Origin of the sequence: Streptomyces sp. NPDC088794 (assembly GCF_044750545.1) — a bacterium.
Lineage (GTDB): Bacteria > Actinomycetota > Actinomycetes > Streptomycetales > Streptomycetaceae > Streptomyces.
The window spans coordinates 267,329-286,976 of record NZ_JBIVKB010000001.1 but is presented as its reverse complement, the minus strand read 5'-3'; the positions used below and the strand labels follow the sequence as shown (position 1 = coordinate 286,976).

The window sequence follows — 19,648 nt, the reverse complement described above, 5'->3', positions numbered from 1 at the left end:
AGAATTGTGAGAGTAGCATTCTCATTCCGGATGTGATCCTGGTCCGGCCCCGCCGAGTTGGAGACCTCCATGCCCGAGGCAGTCATCGTGTCCGCCCTGCGCACCCCCATCGGCACCGCGTTCAAGGGGACCCTGCGTGCCACCACGGCGTTCGACCTGGCCCATCGCATCGTCGGTGCCGCGGCGGAAGGGCTCGACCCGGACCGCGTCGACGACGTGATCCTCGGCGAGGGCCTCTACGGCGGTGGTGTGCTGGCCCGGCACGCCGCCCTGACCACCGGGCTGACCGCTGCCCCCGGTCAAGCACTGAACCGGCACTGCGCCGCCGGTCTGTCCGCCGTCGCGGGGGCCGCGGCGAGCATCCGTGCCGGCATGGACGAACTCGTCATCGCCGGTGGCGTCAACTCCGCGTCCACCGCGCCGAAGTCCGCCTTCCGGATCGACGGCGAGTGGGTCGAGCCCTGGATGCCGCCCACCCATCCCGACCGGCCGGACGCCCCCAACAACGACATGTCGATCACCATCGGCTGGAACGTCGCCCGACGGGCGGACATCTCCCGCGCCGACATGGACGCCTGGGCGCTGCGCTCGCACCGCAACGCCGTCCGCGCCATCGACGAGGGCCGCTTCGACGCCGAACTCGTCCCCGTCGAGACCCCTGGAGGTCTCTTCTCCGTGGACGAACACCCGCGCCGCAACACGTCGTTGGAGAAGCTCGCCTCACTCAAGCCGCTGCACCCCGAGATCGAGGGGTTCAGCATCACCGCGGGCAACGCCTGCGGCGGCAACGACGGCGCGGCGGCCCTGGTCGTCGCGAGCGACAGCACGGCGGCCGCGGAGGGGCTGCCCGTGCTGGCCACCGTCCGTTCCTGGGCGTCCGTCGGCGTCGATCCCGCGGAGACCGGGCTCGCACCGGTCAAGGTGATCCCCAAGGCGCTGGCCCGCGCGGGTCTTTCGGCCGCCGACGTCGACCTGTACGAGATCAACGAGGCCTTCGCCTCCGTGGCCGTCGCCGCCGTCCGCCTCCTCGACCTCGACCCGGACCGGTTGAACGTCAACGGCAGTGGCTGCTCCCTCGGCCACCCCGTCGCCGCCACCGGCGCCCGCATGCTGGTCACCCTCGTCCATGAACTGCGGCGCCGGGGCGGCGGAATCGGGGTCGCGTCGATGTGCGCGGGCGGGGGGATGGGGTCGGCGATGGTGATCGAGGTGGCCGCCCCGTAGAGGGGGTCGAGGAGATGGAGGGGCGTTCGTGTGCTCTGGAACGCCCCGGTCCAGCGCCGCACCTCACCCCAACGTCGCTCACGTGAACGTCGCTCACCCCAACGTCGTCGTCACCTGGGGAAGATCCAGCGTCGTACGGATCCCAGGGGCCGCCGCACAGACCAACGGCACCGCGTTCACCGCCCTGTTGGCCGTGTACGACGGCGACACCTCGGCCATGCGGTCGAGCGGCACCGGCAGCCGCAGGCTCACTTCGAGCGGCGCGTCGCCCGCGACGGAGACGTGCCAGCCCGTGTCGCCCAACCCCCAGGCCGGGTCGAGGTCGGTGGTGCAGTACCAGGTGGCGCGGAACCGCAGCAGCGGGTGACCGTCGCGCATCCCGGCGACCGTCAGCCGTTGCGCGGCGACCGTCCCCGGCGCCAACTCGCCCGCCGCGATGTGGACTCGGCGCCGGGCGGTCGCCAACTCCCCGCTCGCCTCCAGCGCATCGAGCCGCAACGACAACGCCTCCGCGATCAGCCGCAGCGACGGACCGAAGCTGGTCCGCGCCCGAGACAGCCGTTCCTCGGCGAACTCGGCCGGTGAGACACCGAAGCCCATCACGTCGAACAGCAGCTCGGGGGAGGGGTGTTGGGAGAGATCGGCGTACTCGTCGATGGTCAGCGCGTCGACCCGGCGCGCTATCGACGTGAGCACCAGCGGTACCGCCTCCGTGATGAACCCGGGGCTGCTGCCCGTGCTGTGGATCGAGGTACCGCCGCGCTCGCACGCGGCCTCGACCCGTTTGCGCTCCTCGGGATCCATGCTCCCCGGATGATGGAACTCACCGCGCGTGGTCACGACGTTCGCGCCCGACTCCAGCAACCGGCACACTTCGTCGAGATCGCACTGGAGCGGCATGTACAGCACGCAGTCCGCGCCGAGCCCCACGACGTCCTCGATGTTCCGCGTGGCCGTCACGCCGGTGGAGTCGAGCCCGCACAGTTCCCCGGCGTCCAGCCCGGCCTTCTCCGGTGAGTGGACGTACACCCCCGCCAGGCTCAACCCGGGGTGTTCGACGAGGGCACGCAGCGAGCGGGCCCCGATCGTGCCGGTGGCCCACTGGACGACCCGGTACGTCGTCATCGCTCCTCCGACGGCTCCGCCGGCGTGAAACGCAGCAACGCCTCCTGCGCGTAGGACGCGACCAGCGTGCCGTCCTCGGTCAGGACGTCGCCCCGGCCGAAGCAGCGGCCGTGCGCCAACACCGGACTGTGCTGGCGCAACAGCAGCCAGTCCGCGGCGCGGAACGGGCGGTGGAACCAGACCGTGTGCGCGGTGACGGCGGAGGTGAACGCCTTCCCGGAGTCGTGCTGGGTCACGCCGGCGAGCGGGCGCAGCGCGGTGCCGATGAGGGTGAGATCGGTGGCGTACGCCGTGAGGGCGGGCGCCAGTTGGGGCTCGGCCGCAGGGGTGCGCATCCACAGCTCGAACTCGGGTGTCTCGGAGAGCGGGGAGTCCAGGTCGGCGGCCGTCCGCGTCTCCCAGGGCAGCAGGTCGAACTCCGTGCGCTGCTCCGGGCAGGGCAGGGTGGGGACGGGGTCGACCGACTGGAGGGCGGGGCCGTCCTCCGGGACGTGCAGCGACACCGACGCGGTGGCGACCACGCCCTTCCGCTGCCGGGCCACGATCGTCAGTGCGGCGAAGGACCCGCCGTCGTGATGGCGGTCCACCTCGTAGCGGACCGGTTCCTCGGGTCGGCCCGCCCGCGCGAAGAGGACGTGCAGCGACTTGACGGTCTTGGTCGGACAGGCGAGCTGCGCGGCCCGGACGAACTGGGCCAGGAGCTGACCGCCGAACACCCGGTGGTAGCCCAGTAGTTGGTTGCGCCCCTCGTAGACGAGGAGCGCGTCCGAAGCGTGTGCCCGCAGATCGAGACAGGCGAGCAGGTCGTCCCAGAGTTCACTCAAGGCAAGCGGCATGGCCTTGAGCGTAAGCGATATTTTCGAGTGGGAGAATGGTGTTCTCGTGCTTCGACGTCAGGGCGGTCGGCGTCCCTTGGTCGAGCTCGGCCGAACTCAGTCGCGCGTGAAGCCGTTGGCGACGAAGTCCCAGATCTCCTCCGCGGTGAGCGGGTGGGATCCCTCCTGGCCGCTGGACTGCGCGTTGAACATGACGGTCTGCATGGTCAGCGCGGCCACCCGGCGGGCCTTGAAGCCCTCGCGCAGTAGGTCGGCCTCTTCGAGGGCCGTCATCAGCTCGGTGAACAGCGCGAGCAGCGGTGCGTTCGCGACCCGCATCTCGGCCGGGTGCGAGACCAGTAGGCGCAGTGCGAAGTCCGTGAACAGCGGACGCTGCTTGCCGGACGGATCGGGGCGCGAACTCTCGAACAGTTCCTGGACGACGACCCGCACCCGGTCCAACGGGTCGGACTCCTCGGCCGCGATGGTGCGAAGGTGCTCCGCGGACTTGCTCATCGCGTCCTCGAACAGCGCGAGCAGCAACTCGTGCTTCCCGTCGAAGTGCTGATAGAAGCTCCGCAACGACTGGCGGGACCGGTCGACGACCTCCTGCACGGTGAAGTCCGTCGTGCCCTTCTCCGCCATGATCGCCTGCGCCGCGTCGAGGAACCGTTCGACCCTCTGCTCGGCCCGACGTTTCGCCGCCTGGGTGGAGCGCTCGACCGCGCGCTGCTTCCAGGCCGGTTCCTCACTGGGGGTGCTCACGGGCTGGTCCGCCTTCTGTGCCATGGGGAGAACATTACTGCAGTCTATCGACAAGGAGCCTGCGTCCAGGCTGGACACCTCCGGGTGGGTGGGGGAGACTGTTAATTCCCTAGAGAGAGAATCACATTCTCAATCCCGGAGGGTCGGATGCTGTTTGAGTTCGACGCCGAACAGCGGCTGTGGCGGGACACGGTGCACAAGGCCGTGCTCAAGGAGTGCCCGCCGACGCTGGTGCGTGCCGTCGCCGACGCCGGAGCCGACCCCGGTCCGCTCTGGCGGGTCTACGTCGATCTCGGCTGGACGGAGCTGACCGATCCGGCGGACCTGGTCGAGCTGGCGATCGTCCTGGAGGAGCTGGGCCGGGCCACCGACCCGACGCCGTACCTGGCGACGCTGACCCAATTCACCCCGCTCGCACCGGGGTTCGGCGCCTCGGGCAGTCCCGGCGCCGCCGTCCATGCCGGAGTCACCTCCCGCCCCGACGGCGGCGGCTGGCTGCTGGAGGGCACCGCACGGCACGTGCTGGACGGCGACCGTGCCGAGCGGTTCGCCGTGGTCACCGAAGCGGGCGTCTTCGTCGTACCCGCGAGTGAGGTGACCGCCGTACGCACCGCCGTCCTCGATCCCGTCCTGCACATCGCCGAGGTCGCCTTCCCGGGCGTCCGGGTCACCGGGGCGGACCGCAGCCCCGCCGACCCGGAGGCCGCCCGGCACATCGCGCTCACCGGACTGGCCCTGACCATGGTCGGCGCGTGTGCCCGCGCCCTCGACCTGGTGCTCGACCACGCCCGCACCCGGCACCAGTTCGACGCCCCCATCGGGTCGTTCCAGGCCGTGCAGCACAAGGCGGCCGACATGCACGTGGCGATCGAACGGGCCCGCGCGCTCGCCTACTACGCGGCACTGACGATCGCCGCCGACGACCCACGGCGCCGGTCGGCCGCCTCGATGGCCAAGGCGGCGGCGGGGGAGTGCCAGGCGCTGGTGTTCCGCAACGCCGTGCAGCTGTTCGGCGCGATGGGCCACACCTGGGAGAACGACCTGCAGTTCGCGATCAAGCGGGCCAAGGCGGGCGAGTTGATGCTCGGGGGTGCCGCCGCCCACCGGGCGCGGATAGCCGAGGAGTTCCATGCGACTGACCTTTGACCCCGAAGTCGAGGCCTTCCGCGCCGAGTTCGCGGAGTTCCTGGCGGCCAACCTCCCCGCCGAGGCGGAGGCCACCGAGCGCTCCCGCTCCACCGGACACGTCCCCGAATGGGCCGCCCGCTGGCAGCGACTTCAGTTCGACGAGGGGTGGCTGCTGCCGGGCAACTCCCCCGAGTTCGGCGGACGCGACGCGAGCGTCATCCAGCAGTACGTCCATCTCGAAGAGCTGTCCCGGCGTCGTATCTGCCACAGCTTCAACCCGCAGGGCGTCGGCATCATCGCCGCCTCATTGCTCTCCTTCGGCACGGACGAGCAGAAGCACCGGTGGGCCGTGCCCATCCTGCGCGCCGAGATCACCGCCGCGCTCGGCATGAGCGAACCGGGTGCCGGTTCGGACCTCGCATCCCTGCGCACCCGGGCCGAGTTGACGGGTGATCACTTCGTCGTCGACGGACAGAAGGTGTGGACGTCCGGCGCGCACGACGCCGACGTGCTCCTCACCTTCGTCCGCACCGACCCCGACGCCCCCAAGCACAAGGGCATCAGCGTGCTGGTGATCCCCACCGACACACCCGGCGTGACGCGCCGCCCCTTCGCCTCCTACACCGGACGCGAGGACACGGACTTCAACGAGGTGTTCTTCGAGGACGTCCACGTGCCCGCCGAGAACCTCCTCGGACCGCTCAACCAGGGCTGGCGGGTCGCCAACGGCTCGCTCGGACACGAGCGCACCCTGATGTGGCTGGGCGAGGCCGAGCGCATGGGCGACGTCCTGCGGGACTTCACGCCCACCGACGCGCTGGAGAAGGACTGGTACGCCACCCTCGTCATGGACCTTCAGGCGCTGCGCCTGCTCGGCTCGGCGGCGCTGGCCCGGGCCGCCCGCGGCGAACAGGACGTACCGGCCCTGTCCGTGCTGAAGGTGCTGGGCTCGGAGGCCTCCCAACGCGCCCTGGAACGTGTCCTGGAGGCGAGCGGGCCCGACGGCCTAGACCATCCGGCGCCGACCGCGCCGTACCACCACATGAGTTTCGACGACAACTCCGCCAGCTGGTTCCACCGGTACGCGCGCAGCTTCGGCGGCACCATCGCCGGCGGTACGTCCGAGATCCAGCGCACGATCATCGCCGAGCGCGTGCTCGGTCTGCCCCGAGGCTGAGGAGCCGCCGTGCACATCCTGTACGAGACCAAGGACCGCATCGCGACCCTCACTCTGAACCGGCCCGAGGTCGCCAACGCCCAGAACGCGGCGCTGCTCGACGAACTCGACGCCGCCTGGACGCGGGCCGCCGAGGACGAGGACGTGAAGGTGATCGTGCTGCGCGCCGAGGGCAGACACTTCTCTGCCGGGCACGACCTCAAGGACCGCTGGCCGGCCCCGAACGAGATCACCCTGGAGTGGATCTACCGGGCCGAGAACCGCCGGTACCTGGAGTACACGCTGCGCTGGCGCAACGTCCCGAAGCCGTCGATCGCCGCCGTCCAGGGCCGCTGCATCGCGGGCGGACTGATGCTGTGCTGGCCCTGCGACCTGATCGTGGCCGCAGACGACGCCCTCTTCTCCGACCCCGTCGTCACGATGGGCATCGGGGGGGTCGAATACCACGGCCACACCTGGGAGTTGGGTCCGCGCAAGGCCAAGGAGATCCTCTTCACCGGCCGGCCCCTGACCGCGGACGAGGCCGAGCGGGTCGGCATGGTCAACAGGGTCGTGCCACGGGACCAGTTGGATACCGAAGCCCGTGAACTGGCCGAGCAGATCGCCCAGATGCCGTCCTTCGGTCTGCGCCAGGCCAAGCGGGCCGTCAACCAGACCCAGGACGTGCAGGGTTTCTACGCGGCGATCCAGTCGGTCTTCGACGTCCACCAGACCGGTCACGGCAACGCGCTGAGCGTCAGCGGCTATCCGATCCTGGCGAAGCTGGACGAGATGAAGGAGAAGCTGCGCTGAGCCGCATGAGGAAAGGGGTGCGCCGCAGCCCGAGTTGACTAGCCGACCAGGCTCTGGGTGCCCAGGACGCCGAGCAGCGCCAGCTTCTCCGCGTCCTCGGTGCCCGGCTCCGCCGTGTAGATCATCAGGTGCAGGTCGTTGCCCGAGACGTTGAGGATGTCGCAGTCGAGGGTGAGGGCGCCCACCTGCGGATGGTCGACGACCTTGCGCGAACCCTCGTTGCGGGCGACGGCACCCGACTCCCACAGTTCGGCGAAGCGGGGACTGTTGGTACGCAACTCCGTTACGAGGCGCTGTAGTTGGGGATCGGCGGGATAGCGGACGGTCGCCGCGCGCAGTTCCGAGACGATGGCGGTCTGGAAGTCCGCCAGCTCCCGCGGGGTGTGCCGGACCCGGGAGCCGGGGCCGAGGAAGTTGCGCCAGACCCCGTTGCGTTCGAAGCCGCGTCGGCCGGACGGGTCGCCCATCAGCGCCGCGTACATGGGGTTGGCGAGCAGCAGGGTCCAGCCCGCGTCGTAGACGCCGACCGGGGTGTTGACGAGCCGGTCCAGCAGACGCTGGACGCTCGGGGTGATGTACGCGGGAACCGTCTCCGGGCCCGGCGGCACCAGGCCGGCCAGCCGGAACAGGAACGCCCGCTCGTCCCCCGACAGCCGCAGCGCGCGGGCGAACGCCTCGACGACCTGCGCCGAGGGGTTGGTCGACCGGCCCTGTTCCAGGCGCGTGATGTAGTCGGCCGAGATGCCCGCCAGCAGCGCCAGCTCCTCGCGCCGCAGCCCGGCCGCGCGTCGGTGTCCGCCGGCCGGCAGCCCGGCGGACTCGGGGGAGACCCGGTCGCGCCAGCGGCGCAGTGCCTGCCCCAGTTCCGTCGCCGTCATGTCGTCCAGTGAACACCGTCCGCCGGGCCCGTGCCTGGTACCCGCAGTCCCAGGAAGCAGGTACGTCTGGCTGACCGCGCCGCCGCGTCGCACGCTGGAGGACATGACGACAACACTCATCACCGGAGCGAACAAGGGCCTCGGCTTCGAGGCCGCCCGCCGGCTCATCGCCGCAGGTCACACCGTGTACATCGGCAGCCGGGACGCGACCCGCGGGCGTCGGGCCGCCGAACAGCTGGGCGCGCGGTTCGTCCAGCTCGACGTCACCGACGACGCCTCCGTCGAAGCCGCGGCCAAGGCCGTCGAGGCGGACGGCGGGCTCGACGTACTGATCAACAACGCGGGCATCGAGGGCCGCGGCGAGAACAACGTGATCATCGGCCCGGCCGACGTCACCGCCGACCAGATGCGCACCCTGTTCGAGACGAACGTCTTCGGCGTCGTACGCGTCACGCGCGCGTTCCTGCCGCTGCTGCGCCGCTCGGCCGCGCCCGTCGTGGTCAACCTCAGCAGCGGCCTGGCCTCCATCTCGACTCTCGCCGACCCGGAGTCGCCCGCCGCCTTCTACCTCGGCGTCGCCTACCCGTCGTCCAAGGCCGCGGTCAACATGATCACCGTGCAGTACGCGAAGGCGTTCCCGGAGATCCGGATCAACGCCGTGGAGCCCGGCTTCACGAAGACGGACCTCAACGGCAACACGGGGACACAGACCGTCGAGCAGGGCGCCGAGATCATCGTCCGCATGGCCCAGGTCGGCCCGGACGGACCGACCGGCGGCTACTTCGACGCCAAGGGGCCCCTGCCCTGGTGAGCGGCGGGACACCGCTCAGCCGAGCCGACGGGACACCTCACAGCTGAACCAACCGGGGCGCCGAGCCCTCTGCCCGGAGCACCGCCCCGGCCTCCCGCGTCAGCTCCCGCGCGCTGCCCAGCAACCCGTCCAGGACGAGGGCCCGCCGGACCTGCCGGTGCAGCGGGTGCTCGGCGGTGAATCCGATGCCGCCCAGCACCTGCTGACAGTGCCGGGCGGCGGTCAGCGCCGCCTCCCCGGCCGCGGCCTTGGCGAGCAGCGAGCCGAGCGGATCGGCGGCGGCGACGAGGGTCGCCTCGGCGCCCTCCAGCGCGACGAGCGTCTCCGCGAGCCGGTGCCGTACGGCCTGGAAGGACGCGAGGGGCCGGCCGAACTGCACCCGGTCCAGGACATGCGTCCGGGCCAGGCCGAGCATCGCCCGCCCGGTGCCGAGCAACCACCAGCCGACGGCACGACGGCCCGCGGCGAGTCGCTCCACCGGGAGGGGGCCCTCCGCACCGGCCGCACCGGGGTCGGCCAACCGCAACGGCAGTTCCTCGTCGAGCCCCGAGCCGGCAGCCGCACCGTCCCGCGACCACACCACCCACCGACCACCCGCGTACGGCAGCGTCTCCGCACCCACCACGTGGACGAGCACCGACGCATGCGCCCCCGTCTCACCCAACAGCCGGAACACCCCCGTAATCGCCACGCCGGGGAACTCCGCCAGCAGCTCGGCCCAGCCCAACTCGGCCAGCGCCGTGTCGAGAGTCGGGCCCGGTGGCGTCGTGGTCATCGTCTTGCGGAGTGTCTCGGACAGCAGTTCCACCTCGGCGGGGTCCACGGTCACTCCCTCCCCAGCTCGAGCAGCCGGCGGGCGATGATGTTGCGCTGGATCTCGGCGGTACCGCCGTAGATGGTCGCCGCGCGGGAGTAGAGGTACTCCGAGCGCCACGGCGAGTCGGTCAGCTCCAGCGTGCCCGGCAGCAGGTCCCGTGCCGTGTCGAACAACCGCTGCTCCGCCGTGGCCAGCAGCACCTTGTCCACGGAGGTCTCCGGGCCGAGCCGCGCGCCCGCCGCCAACCGGCGCTGGGTCGCGTGCGAGCGACAGCGGACGGTGTGGAGGGCGAGATACGCGGCGCCAAGAGCGGCATCGTCCGGGGGGTCCGTTTCGGTGAGCAGTCGGTCCAGGCGCGTGTAGAGATGGGCGACGCGGTGCCAGAAGCAGGTGGAGCGTTCGTGCGGGAGCAGGTCCATGGCCAGGCGCCAGCCGTCGCCGGGGCGGCCGAGCATCCGGTCGGCGGGCACCACCACGTCGTCGAGGAAGACCTCCGCGAACTCGTCGACGCCGTGCATCGTGCGCAGCGGGCGGACCGTGATGCCCGGGGTGTCCATGTCGACGAAGAAGGCGGTGATGCCGTCGTGGCCGGGTGCGGTGCGCGTGAGCAGGACACAGCGGGCCGCGTACTGCGCCAGGCTCGTCCAGACCTTCTGGCCGGTGACCACCCAGGCGCCGTCCTCGCGGGGCACGGCGCGCGTGGTCAGGGACGCGAGGTCACTTCCGGAGCCCGGTTCGGAGAAGCCCTGGCACCACTGCTCCCGGCCGCCGAGCAGCAACGGCACCATTTCGGCGGCGAGTTCGGGACGGGCGTACGAGATCAGGGTCGGGGTGAGGACCTCGACCATGGAGTAGATGCCGGGCTCGGCGAGGCCGCGCGTGGCCACCTCCTCGCCCAGCACCGCCCGGAACGCGGCCGGTCCGCCGAGCCCGCCGACCTCCTCGGGCCAGCCGTACCGCATCCAGCCCGCGTCGAACAGCGCCCGCCGCACCCGCTCCAACTGCGCGACCTGCGCGTCCAGGGAGTGGTCGGGGCCGGGGGACAGGTCGTGTTCGTCGAGCCAGGTCCGCAGCGCGGCGCGGAAGTTCGCGGTGGTCGGGAAGTCGCTCATACGGCGGGACGCCGGAAGGCGTGCGGGCGCCCCGAGTCGTGGGCCCCGCTGCGCCGGATGAACGTCATGGCCCGTGTCCGCAGCCGCCAGCCCTCCGGCGTCCGTACATAGGTGTCGTTGTAGTAGCCGATCCGCATGTCGTGCGTGGACTGGTCGACGAAGCACAGGGGTTGGGTGCCGGTCGCCGTGTCGCCGTTCAGCTCGACGGCGGGTGTGGCCGTGAGGAACAGGCCCTTGGGCGCGGCGGCGACCAGATCCGGGAAATCGGCCAGGGGGTAGGTGTCGCCGAAGGCGCTGTAGGTGCCGTCGGGGGTGAAGACCGCGAGGAGTCCGTCCATGTCGCCGCGGGTGATGGTCACCGCGTAGCGGGCGAGGAGCTGCTCGATCCCCACGAGGTCGTCGGTGATGTCCCGCACCTGGTCGCCGGCGGAGTTCCGCGCATGGTCGGCGGTGGCGTGGTCAGTGGTCACGGGCCCTCCTTCTCTCCGCACGTTCGCGCGCGTCGTCCTCGGGGCGGATGCCGAAGGTGTTGAAGGCCATGGACATCAGGGCGTACGCCCCCACGGTGAACACCAGGTCCATCCGCTGCTGTTCGTCGAGGTGCTCGGCCAGCCCGGCCCACGTGCCGTCCGACAGGGCGGAGGCGTCCTCCAACTCGTCCACGGCGGTGAGGACCAGGGCGTCCAGCGGCTCGGCCGACTTGCCCTGCCCGGCCGCCTCGATCTCGGCCTCGGTCAGCCCGGCCTCCTCGGCGAGATGTTGGTGATGGGCCCACTCGTACGCGCAGTTCCGGCGCTTGGCGACGCGCAGGACCACCAGCTCGCGCAGGCGCGGAGGCAGCGTCGAGTGCATCAGGACGTAGGTGCTGAACGGCAGGAAGCGCGAGGTCAGTTCGGGGTGGCGGGCCAGGACGGAGAGGGCGTTGCCCGCCCCCTCCGCGGTGCGCATGGGGCGGGGGAGCAGGGCGGCCAGCGCCTCGCGCGTCCGCTCGTCCCACTCGTCGTCGGGCAGTGGGGGCAGGCGAGGCGGCATGTGGACTCCCTCGACGTCGGTGTCCTGGTGAGAATCGCGAGAAGCACAGTCGGTGAGAATTAGATTCTCGCATTGTGGGTGTCAGGTTTTCATCGAGTGGCGGTGGCGTCAACCGTCAGGCGCGCAGCTTGCCGAAGTCCCAACTGACGATCTTCTCCGGGCGCAGGCGCAGCCAGCCGTGCCGGCCGTCGTGGCGGAAGTCGCCGCCGCCCGAGTACTTGTCCGCGAAGAGCCGCTCGGGGGAGTCGAGTTCGGGTGTCGGCACACCCTTGCGGGGGACCTCGCCGACGACCTCCGCGCTGCCCAGCAGCTCGACGCCGCGCAGCCGCAGGAAGTCGAAGCCGCCGTCGTCGACCAGCACGCTCACGCGCGGGTCGCGGCCCAGGTCGGTCCAGCGCCGGCTGCGGGTCAGCGAGTTGAGCCACAGCGCCGTGCCGTCCCAGACGAACCACAGGGCGCCGGCGTGCGGATGTCCGCCGGGGCCCACGGTGGCGACGCGGCAGACGGGCTGGGAGCGCAGAAAGGCGTCCCGCTCCTCCTCGGACATGGCGATGGCGGTCCCCCTGCGTTGACCGGGCATGATTCCTCCCCCTCTTGTGTGAATGCCTAATTCTCCTGCGCGACAGGTTGCTTCTCCTCTGGCGAGAAGCTACTTTCCACCGCAGGCAGGGCCGTGGCAAGGCAGGACCGCAAGACAGGACCGAGGCAGGACCAGACACACCCAGAAGAGATGGGGAGCCGTGAGTCTTTTCCATGAGGACCGGCTGTTGATCGACGGGGAACTCGTGCACGCGGGGCGCACCTTCGAAACCGTCGATCCGTCCACCGGGAAGGTGCTGGGGACGGCATCCGACGCGGGGACCGGCCATGTCGAGACGGCCGTCGCGGCCGCGCGCCGCGCGTTCGACACGACCGACTGGATGCGCGACCGCGATCTGCGGCTGCGCTGCCTGCGCCAGCTCTACGACGCGCTGCACGAACACCGCGAGGAACTGCGGGAGTTGACCATCGCGGAGGTCGGAGCACCCCGCCAGCTGACCCGCGGAGCACAGCTCGACGAGCCGATCGAGATGGTCAGGTACTACGCCGACCTGCTCGAAGGCTACGCGTTCCAGGAGGAGTTGGGCATCGCCGAGATCCGCGGCGGGCGCCATCGCCGTTGGGTGGAGAAGGGGGCGGCCGGAGTGGTCGCCGCGATCCTGCCGTACAACTTCCCCAACCAGCTCGCTCTCGCCAAGCTCGCCCCCGCTCTGGCCGCGGGCTGCACCGTCGTACTCAAAGGCGCCCCGGACACCCCGTGGACGACCCTCGCGCTCGGCCGGATCATCGCCGAGCGGACCGACATCCCCGCGGGCGTCGTCAACATCCTCACCTCCGCCGGGCCCGAGACCGGCCAACTCCTCACCACGCACCCCGACATCGACATGGTCACCTTCACCGGGTCGACCCCGGTCGGCAAGGCGATCATGGCCGCCGCCGCGGGCACGCTGAAGCGGGTCTTCCTGGAGCTCGGCGGCAAGTCGGCCATGATCGTGCTGGACGACGCCGACCTCGCGAACGCCGCGGTCTTCGCCGCGTTCACCATCTGCTCCCACTCCGGACAGGGCTGCGCGCTCACCTCCCGGCTCCTCGTCCCGCGCGACCGGCACGACGAGATGGTCGGCCTGGTCGCCGCCATGCTCGGCAAGGTCAAGTACGGCGACCCCGGCGACCCGGCCACCCACATGGGCCCCCTGATCAGCGAGAAGCAGCGCACCAAGGTGCACGCCATGGTCGAACGCGCCGTCGCCGACGGGGCCCGCCTGGTCACCGGCGGCCGACCCGCCGACCGCGAGGGCTTCTTCTACGAGCCGACGCTGCTCGCCGGCGTCGACCCCCGCGCCGAGATCGCCCAGGAGGAGGTCTTCGGACCGGTGCTCGCCGTCATCCCCTACGAGGACGAGGACGACGCCGTCCGGATCGCCAACGACTCGGTGTACGGGCTGTCCGGCGCGGTGCTCGGCGCCGACGACGAGCGGGCGACCGCCGTGGCCCGGCGGATCCGCAGCGGCACCTTCAGCATCAACGGGGGCAACTACTTCGCCGCCGACGCCCCGTTCGGCGGCTTCAAGCAGTCCGGTATCGGCCGGGAGATGGGTGTGGCGGGCCTGGAGGAGTTCCTGGAGCTCAAGACCTTTGCCGTGGTGGAGCGGTAACGCCCCTCGTCCGCGCGGCAGTTCGAGGTCACCGGCGGTTCAGAGAGATCGGCGGTTCGGGGAGATCGGCAGTTCGGGGACACCACCGAGGAGGCACCACCTGTGAGAGTCAAGGCAATCCCCGTCGCGCTCGCGGTGAGCGCGCTGCTCGCCGTGGCCGGTTGCGGCGGCCACGACAGCGCCGGCGACGAGAGCGACAGCGAGCCGTCGCCCACGAAGGCCGCGCAGCAGGCGACGTCCGGCGACTTCGGCGACCTGAAGAGTGTGTGCGGCCCCGGCGACGCGAAGAGCGCGACCGCCCAGGGTGTCACCGCCGACTCCATCGACGTCGGTGTCTTCTCCGACGTCGGCTTCACCAAGAACTCCGAATTCGTCGACACCGCCAAGGTGTTCACCTCCTGGTGCAACGCGGCGGGCGGCATCAACGGCCGCAAGCTCGTCGCCACCACCCGCGACTCCAAGCTGATGGAGGTCCGCCAGCGGATGCTGGAGGCGTGCAAGTCCGACTTCGCACTCGTCGGCGGCGGCTCCGCGCTGGACGCCCTCGGTGTGCAGGACCGCCTGAAGTGTCTGTTGCCCGACTTCCCCGCCCAGGTCAGCCAGATCCAGAACCAGGGCTCCGACCTCCAGCTCAACGAGACCGGCGGCGCTTCCTACGACCGCTACCCCGGCTACTACCAGTGGCTGCTCAAGACCGCCTACCCCAAGTCCGCGGGAGCCGTCGGCACCATCGCGGGCGACGCCGCGGTGAGCAAGGTCATCGACGCCAGGGCCCAGGAGAGCCTCAAGGCCGCCGGCGCGAAGATCACGTACCACGACCTCTACCCGGCCGCCGGAGTCTCCGACTGGACGCCCTACGCGCAGTCCATCAAGAGCAAGGGCGTCAAGGGCCTCGTCTTCCTGGGGGACTTCGCGAGCCTGTCCAAGCTGGAACAGATCCTCACCGGCATGGACTACAAGCTCGACTGGATCGACGCCAACAACAACGCCTACAACTCCGCCTTCCTCCAACTCGCCGGCAAGTCCCTCGACTACCAGAACAACCTCGCCGATCTCAGCGGGGTCCACCCGCTGGAGAAGGCCGCGGACAACCCGGCGACCGAGCAACTCGTCGCCCTCTACAAGCAGTACGTCCCCAAGGCGCAGATCACTCTTCCCGGCACGCGCGGCTTCGCGGCCTGGCTGCTGTTCGCCAAGGCGGCGGCCTCCTGCGGCGACAAGCTGACCCGCACCTGTGTCTACGAGGCGGCCCGCAAGGAGAGTTCATGGACCGGCGGGGGACTCCTCGCCCCGGTCGACCTGTCGAAGCCGGACGCGCCGCTGACCTGCTTCAACATCGAGAAGGCCACATCGAAGGGCTGGGAGCCCGCCGACTTCGCGCCCAACGACGGCGCCTACCGCTGCGACGAGCCCGCCTACGAGTTCAAGGGCGACTACGGCAAGCCCCTCACCCTCGCCGACGTCGGCAAGAGCATGAGCGACGTGAAGTGACGTGACCTGATGGAGCAGTTCCTCACCTTCGGGATCGTCGGCCTGAGCACCGCGGCCATCTACGCGGTGATCGGCAGCGGGCTGGTCCTCACCTACGTCACCACCGGCGTGTTCAACTTCGCGCACGGGGCGGCCGGCATGCTGGCGGCGTTCTGCTACTGGCAGTTCACCGTCGGCTGGGGCTGGCCCGTGCCGGTCGCCCTGGTCCTCGTCCTGCTGGTGCTCGCCCCCGGCTTCGGCCTCGCCGTCGAACGCGTTTTGATGCGGCCCGTGCAACGGCTCGGCGAGGCCGAACGGCTGGTGATGACGGTGGCGCTGCTCAGCGGCGCCATCGCCGCCGCCCGCTGGATCTGGGACCCCAACGTCCCGCGCCCGCTCTCCGTGTTCTTCGCCGACCGGGAGCCGTTCCACATCGGTCCGGCGACCGTCACCTGGCACCAGGCCCTCACCATGACCGTCGCCCTGCTGGTCGCCGCCGGCCTGTGGTTCGTGCTCAACCGCACCCGCACCGGCGCCGAGATGCGCGCCACCGTCGACGACCGGGCCCTCGTGCAACTCACCGGCGCCGACCCGGTCCGGGCCAGCCGCGTCGCCTGGATCCTCGGCACCCAACTCGCCGCGATCGGCGGCATCCTGATCGCCCCGACGGTCGCCCTCGACGCCTCCCAGCTCTCCCTCCTGATCGTCAGCGCCTACACCGCGGCCGTCTTCGGCAGGCTGCGCAGCCTGCCGTTCACCTTCGTCGGCGCGGTCGTCGTCGGCTGCCTGGAGAGCTATCTGACCGGCTACCTCCCGCAGAACGACTACCTGCCAGGCCTCCGCCTCGCCGCCCCCGCCCTGCTCCTCTTCCTCGCCCTGCTCTGCTTCCCGCACCCCCGGCTGCGCGGCCGCGACCGGCGGCTGGTGCAGGTGCCCGCGCCGAGCCCGCGCGGCACCCTCGTCTTCGCCGCCTCGACCGTCCTGTTCGCGGTCGTCCTCGCCTCCGTGCTCGACGAATCCGACCTCGTGACGTACGGGCCGATCTTCTCGCTCGGCATCGTCGCCCTGTCGTACGTACCGCTGGCCGGGTACGCGGGACAGATCTCCCTGTGCCAGCTCAGCATGGCCGGCATCGGCGCGGTCGTCTGGGGCCACCTCGGCGGCCACGGCCAACTGTGGGCACTGGCCGCCGCGATCGCCGTGTCCGCCGCCGTCGGGGCGCTGATCGCGGTGCCCGCACTGCGGTTCTCGGGCGTCTATCTGGCCCTGGGCACGGCCGCGGTCGCCGTGGTCCTGGACCGGTGGATCTTCACCCTGCCCGCCTTCGACCTCGCCGGAGTGCACATCTCCCTGTTCGACCAGGGCTCGGTGGAGATGGCGGGACCCCAACTCCTCGGCCTACGACTGGACTCGGCGGCCGACCTCATGGTCCTCGCCGCCATCTGCCTGGGCCTCGCCTCGCTCGCCGTCGCCCGGCTGCGCAGCGGCGGCTTCGGCCGGCGGCTGATCGCCCTGCGTGACAGCGAGGCCGCGTACGCCACGCTCGGCGGCAACCTGCTGGTGACCAAGGTCCTCGTGTTCGCGCTGTCCGCCGGCATCGCGGGACTCGGCGGCGCGCTCTACGGGATGCAGCAACGGTCCATCACCGCAGAGCAGTTCAACCTCGTCGCCGGACTGCCGATCTTCCTGGTCGCCGTCATCGGCGGCCTCGGCGCGGTCGGCAACGGCCTGTTCGCCGGGACCGCCTACATCGGCCCGAACATCCTCATCGGCCTGGCCTCCTGGACGCAGAACATCGTCACCGTCCTGCCCGCCCTGGCCGGCATGGGCCTCGGCCACAACCCCGAGGGCCTGGTCTCCCGCTTCCGCCGCGAGTGGAACCCACTGGGCCGCGACCGGATCGCCCTGCCGACGCTCCTCGCGGTCCTGGTGCTGGGCTGGGTGTTGCGACTGACCGACGTCATCAACGGCTGGACGTTCCTGATCGGTTCGCTGGTCGTGGCCTCCGTCCTGCGCGCCTGGGCCGCCGCACGCCAGGCGCCCAAGGCCGAGGCGGACGTACCCGTCGAGTGGTGGGGCGTACGACGTCCCTGGCGCGCGCAGGACGGGGAGGTGCTGACCCGTGGCACTGCTGGAGGTTAGCGGGGTGACCGTCGCCTTCGGCGGCAACCGCGCCCTGGACGGCGTCGGCATGAGCGCCGAGCGCGGCCGGGTCACCGGGCTCATCGGGCCCAACGGGGCAGGGAAGAGCACCCTGTTCGACGTGGTCTCGGGGCTGCGCAGGCCCGCGGCGGGCCGGGTCGTCCTGGGCGGGCGCGACGTGACGCGGCTCGGGCCCGCCCGGCGCTGCCGGCACGGATTGGCCCGCACCTTCCAACGCCTGGAACTCTTCGGCCGGTTGAGCGTCCGGGACAACCTTCTCGTCGCCGCGGAACTCGGTCCCGAACGGCGCCGGGCCGACCGAGTGACGGACAAACTGCTCGACCGGCTGGGCCTGTCGGCCGTCGCCGACACCTGCGCCGACAACCTGCCCACCGGCGTGGCCCGCCTCGTCGAGGTCGGCCGCGCCCTGGCCGTACGCCCCGGTCTGCTGCTCCTGGACGAGCCCGCCGCCGGGCAGGACGGCGACGAGACCGAGCGGTTCGCGGCGCTGCTGCGCGCGCTCGCCGCGGACGGCACCGCGGTCGTCCTGGTCGAGCACGACATGGGGCTGGTCATGGGCGTGTGCGACGAGGTCTACGTGCTCGACCTCGGCAAGGTCATCGCGGTCGGCCCACCCGACCTGATCCGCCACGACGAGACCGTGCTGGCCGCCTATCTGGGGGACGTGTGAACGCTCTTCTCGAACTGCGCGGGATGCGCGCCGCCCACGAGGGCATCACCGTCCTGCACGGCGTCGACCTCACCGTCGGCGCCGGGCAGGTCGTGGCGCTGCTCGGCCCCAACGGCGCCGGCAAGACCACCACCCTGCGCGTCGCCGCCGGCCTGCACCCCGCCCAGTCCGGCCAACTCCTGCTGGGCGGACGGGAGGTGACCGGCGCCGACCCGCGCGACCTCGCCCGCGCCGGGGTCTGCCTGATCCCCGAGGGACGCGGGGTGTTCCCCAACCTCTCCGTCCGCGACAACCTCCTGATGATGACGTTCACCGGCCGCACCCGCGAACAGATCGAGGAGATCGCCTTCGCCCGCTTCCCCGTCCTCGGACAGCGCGCGCACCAGGCGGCGGGCACCCTCTCAGGCGGCGAACAGCAGATGCTCGCCCTCGCCCGCGGCCTGGCCACCGACCCCGCCGTGCTGCTCCTCGACGAACTCTCCATGGGACTCGCTCCGTTGGTGGTCTCCCGGCTCTACGAGCAGGTCGCCGAGATCGCCCGGCAGGGCGTGGCCGTCCTGGTCGTCGAGCAGTTCGCGTCCGCCGTCCTCGGCATCGCCGACCACGCGGCCGTCCTCGTCCGGGGCCGCATCGAACGCCAGGGCCGCCCCGACGGCGGGCTGCGCGACGAACTGTCCGCCCTCTACCTGGGGAGTTCCGCATGACACCCACCGAGCCACGCGCCCAGAACGGCGAGCCACGCGCCCAGGGCGGCACCTCCCGCGCCCAGGACGGCGAATCGCGCGCGGACCGCTTCGTCCGCGAACTCGCCGACCTCAGGATCCCGGACCCGGCCGCCGCCCGGGCCGGCCTCTGGCTGCGCCTCGGCGGCACCCTGATGGCCCTCGGACTGGTGCTGGCCCTCTCCGCCTACTTCCTGTCGCACACCACCCAGAACCCCCTCGACCAGCGCGACGCCCTGGCCCTCGGCCTCGGCGGGATCGCGGCCACCGTCGTGGGCGCCGCGCTGTTCCTGCGCTACTCCCTCACCGGCTTCCTGCGGTTCTGGATGGCCCGCCAGTCCTACGACCTCGCCGTGCTCGCCGACCGCCTGCGTGCTGTGCCTTCCCGGGGGACAACCCCCGGACCCCCGGCCGAAAAGGACCTGAACCATGACCTCACCAGCACCGACGCTGCGCCCAGGTGACCAGCTCGCGAGCACGGTGTGCACCACCCGGGTGGTGGTCGTCCGCGCCCCGGCCGACCGCCGGCCGGCCCTGACCTGTGGCGGCGCCCCCATGGTCCCCGCCACTACCGCGCCGCCCGGGCCCGCGACCGGCGCCGCACCGGTCACCCTCCTCGGCAAGCGCTACGTCGACGCCGAAGAGTCCCTGGAACTGCTGTGCACCAGCCCCGGAACCGGCGAACTCGCCTGCGACGGCGTCCCCATGACCCTCAAGGCCGCCAAACCCCTCCCCGCCTCCGACTGAACTCC

At 71.2% G+C, this 19,648-nt stretch carries 21 protein-coding genes; 12 read left to right on the top strand and 9 right to left on the bottom strand.

Features of this window, described 5'->3' with window-relative positions; genetic code table 11:
• Window positions 1–69 precede the first annotated feature (69 nt).
• Window positions 70–1,224 carry a thiolase family protein gene (locus tag ACIP6U_RS01390; protein WP_401711214.1) on the top strand — a complete coding sequence of 385 codons (1,155 nt, stop codon included), beginning with the start codon at window positions 70–72 and terminating at the stop codon, window positions 1,222–1,224.
• Between the two features lie 93 nt (window positions 1,225–1,317).
• Here the strand turns inward: ACIP6U_RS01390 and ACIP6U_RS01385 are convergent, their stop codons facing one another.
• The 3 genes from ACIP6U_RS01385 to ACIP6U_RS01375 form a co-directional block, all read right to left on the bottom strand.
• The gene (locus tag ACIP6U_RS01385; protein ID WP_401711211.1) at window positions 1,318–2,349 is read right to left on the bottom strand and encodes a dihydrodipicolinate reductase; all 1,032 of its coding nucleotides are present in this window, start codon (window positions 2,347–2,349) and stop codon (window positions 1,318–1,320) included.
• A complete protein-coding gene (locus ACIP6U_RS01380; RefSeq protein ID WP_401711209.1) occupies window positions 2,346–3,185 on the bottom strand; it encodes an acyl-CoA thioesterase in 840 nt (279 codons plus the stop codon). The genes ACIP6U_RS01385 and ACIP6U_RS01380 overlap by 4 nt, the downstream gene beginning before the upstream one ends.
• A 96-nt stretch (window positions 3,186–3,281) precedes the next feature.
• Window positions 3,282–3,953 (bottom strand): TetR/AcrR family transcriptional regulator, encoded by a 672-nt coding sequence (locus ACIP6U_RS01375; RefSeq protein ID WP_401711206.1) that lies wholly within the window; start codon window positions 3,951–3,953, stop codon window positions 3,282–3,284.
• A 123-nt stretch (window positions 3,954–4,076) separates the two neighbouring features.
• Between ACIP6U_RS01375 and ACIP6U_RS01370 the strand changes: the two genes are divergently transcribed.
• Genes ACIP6U_RS01370 through ACIP6U_RS01360 form a run of 3 tightly spaced genes read left to right on the top strand, consistent with a single transcriptional unit; the run spans window position 4,077 to window position 7,026 of the window.
• Window positions 4,077–5,075, top strand: coding sequence for an acyl-CoA dehydrogenase family protein (locus ACIP6U_RS01370; protein WP_401711203.1), 999 nt, complete (start codon window positions 4,077–4,079; stop codon window positions 5,073–5,075).
• A complete protein-coding gene (locus ACIP6U_RS01365; protein ID WP_401711200.1) occupies window positions 5,059–6,234 on the top strand; it encodes an acyl-CoA dehydrogenase family protein in 1,176 nt (391 codons plus the stop codon). The genes ACIP6U_RS01370 and ACIP6U_RS01365 overlap by 17 nt, the downstream gene beginning before the upstream one ends.
• A 9-nt stretch (window positions 6,235–6,243) precedes the next feature.
• On the top strand, window positions 6,244–7,026 hold the full coding sequence (locus ACIP6U_RS01360) for an enoyl-CoA hydratase (protein WP_401711197.1): 783 nt from the start codon (window positions 6,244–6,246) through the stop codon (window positions 7,024–7,026).
• A gap of 38 nt (window positions 7,027–7,064) precedes the next feature.
• Here ACIP6U_RS01360 and ACIP6U_RS01355 read toward each other — a convergent pair whose 3' ends face one another.
• Entirely contained in the window at window positions 7,065–7,904 is an 840-nt protein-coding gene (locus ACIP6U_RS01355; protein ID WP_401711194.1) for a helix-turn-helix transcriptional regulator, read from the bottom strand.
• Between the two features lie 103 nt (window positions 7,905–8,007).
• Here ACIP6U_RS01355 and ACIP6U_RS01350 point away from each other — a divergent pair, with 103 nt between their 5' ends.
• Complete coding sequence (locus ACIP6U_RS01350; protein WP_401711191.1) at window positions 8,008–8,715, top strand: SDR family NAD(P)-dependent oxidoreductase; 708 nt, start codon at window positions 8,008–8,010, stop codon at window positions 8,713–8,715.
• A gap of 37 nt (window positions 8,716–8,752) precedes the next feature.
• Here ACIP6U_RS01350 and ACIP6U_RS01345 read toward each other — a convergent pair whose 3' ends face one another.
• The 5 genes from ACIP6U_RS01345 to ACIP6U_RS01325 all read right to left on the bottom strand — a co-directional run bounded on the left by ACIP6U_RS01345 (window position 8,753) and on the right by ACIP6U_RS01325 (window position 12,256).
• Entirely contained in the window at window positions 8,753–9,538 is a 786-nt protein-coding gene (locus ACIP6U_RS01345; RefSeq protein WP_401711188.1) for an acyl-CoA dehydrogenase family protein, read from the bottom strand.
• Window positions 9,539–9,540: 2 nt separating this feature from the next.
• Complete coding sequence (locus ACIP6U_RS01340; RefSeq protein WP_401711185.1) at window positions 9,541–10,644, bottom strand: acyl-CoA dehydrogenase family protein; 1,104 nt, start codon at window positions 10,642–10,644, stop codon at window positions 9,541–9,543.
• Window positions 10,641–11,114: a nuclear transport factor 2 family protein gene (locus ACIP6U_RS01335; RefSeq protein WP_401711182.1), complete on the bottom strand. Its 474-nt coding sequence runs from the start codon at window positions 11,112–11,114 to the stop codon at window positions 10,641–10,643. The genes ACIP6U_RS01340 and ACIP6U_RS01335 overlap by 4 nt, the downstream gene beginning before the upstream one ends.
• Entirely contained in the window at window positions 11,104–11,676 is a 573-nt protein-coding gene (locus ACIP6U_RS01330; RefSeq protein ID WP_401711179.1) for a carboxymuconolactone decarboxylase family protein, read from the bottom strand. The genes ACIP6U_RS01335 and ACIP6U_RS01330 overlap by 11 nt, the downstream gene beginning before the upstream one ends.
• Window positions 11,677–11,791: 115 nt before the next feature.
• Window positions 11,792–12,256 (bottom strand): pyridoxamine 5'-phosphate oxidase family protein, encoded by a 465-nt coding sequence (locus tag ACIP6U_RS01325; RefSeq protein WP_401711176.1) that lies wholly within the window; start codon window positions 12,254–12,256, stop codon window positions 11,792–11,794.
• A gap of 160 nt (window positions 12,257–12,416) precedes the next feature.
• Here ACIP6U_RS01325 and ACIP6U_RS01320 point away from each other — a divergent pair, with 160 nt between their 5' ends.
• The 7 genes from ACIP6U_RS01320 to ACIP6U_RS01290 all read left to right on the top strand — a co-directional run bounded on the left by ACIP6U_RS01320 (window position 12,417) and on the right by ACIP6U_RS01290 (window position 19,643).
• Window positions 12,417–13,871: an aldehyde dehydrogenase family protein gene (locus ACIP6U_RS01320; RefSeq protein ID WP_401711173.1), complete on the top strand. Its 1,455-nt coding sequence runs from the start codon at window positions 12,417–12,419 to the stop codon at window positions 13,869–13,871.
• A 102-nt stretch (window positions 13,872–13,973) separates the two neighbouring features.
• Complete coding sequence (locus ACIP6U_RS01315; protein WP_401711170.1) at window positions 13,974–15,362, top strand: ABC transporter substrate-binding protein; 1,389 nt, start codon at window positions 13,974–13,976, stop codon at window positions 15,360–15,362.
• 9 nt (window positions 15,363–15,371) lie between these two features.
• Window positions 15,372–17,483 (top strand): ABC transporter permease, encoded by a 2,112-nt coding sequence (locus ACIP6U_RS01310; RefSeq protein ID WP_401711167.1) that lies wholly within the window; start codon window positions 15,372–15,374, stop codon window positions 17,481–17,483.
• Window positions 17,464–18,174, top strand: coding sequence for an ABC transporter ATP-binding protein (locus ACIP6U_RS01305; RefSeq protein ID WP_401711164.1), 711 nt, complete (start codon window positions 17,464–17,466; stop codon window positions 18,172–18,174). Before ACIP6U_RS01310 ends, ACIP6U_RS01305 begins: the two co-directional genes overlap by 20 nt.
• A complete protein-coding gene (locus ACIP6U_RS01300) occupies window positions 18,171–18,878 on the top strand; it encodes an ABC transporter ATP-binding protein (protein WP_401711161.1) in 708 nt (235 codons plus the stop codon). The genes ACIP6U_RS01305 and ACIP6U_RS01300 overlap by 4 nt, the downstream gene beginning before the upstream one ends.
• The gene (locus ACIP6U_RS01295; protein ID WP_401711158.1) at window positions 18,875–19,360 is read left to right on the top strand and encodes a hypothetical protein; all 486 of its coding nucleotides are present in this window, start codon (window positions 18,875–18,877) and stop codon (window positions 19,358–19,360) included. The genes ACIP6U_RS01300 and ACIP6U_RS01295 overlap by 4 nt, the downstream gene beginning before the upstream one ends.
• On the top strand, window positions 19,326–19,643 hold the full coding sequence (locus ACIP6U_RS01290; protein WP_401711155.1) for a hypothetical protein: 318 nt from the start codon (window positions 19,326–19,328) through the stop codon (window positions 19,641–19,643). The genes ACIP6U_RS01295 and ACIP6U_RS01290 overlap by 35 nt, the downstream gene beginning before the upstream one ends.
• Window positions 19,644–19,648: the final 5 nt, after the last annotated feature.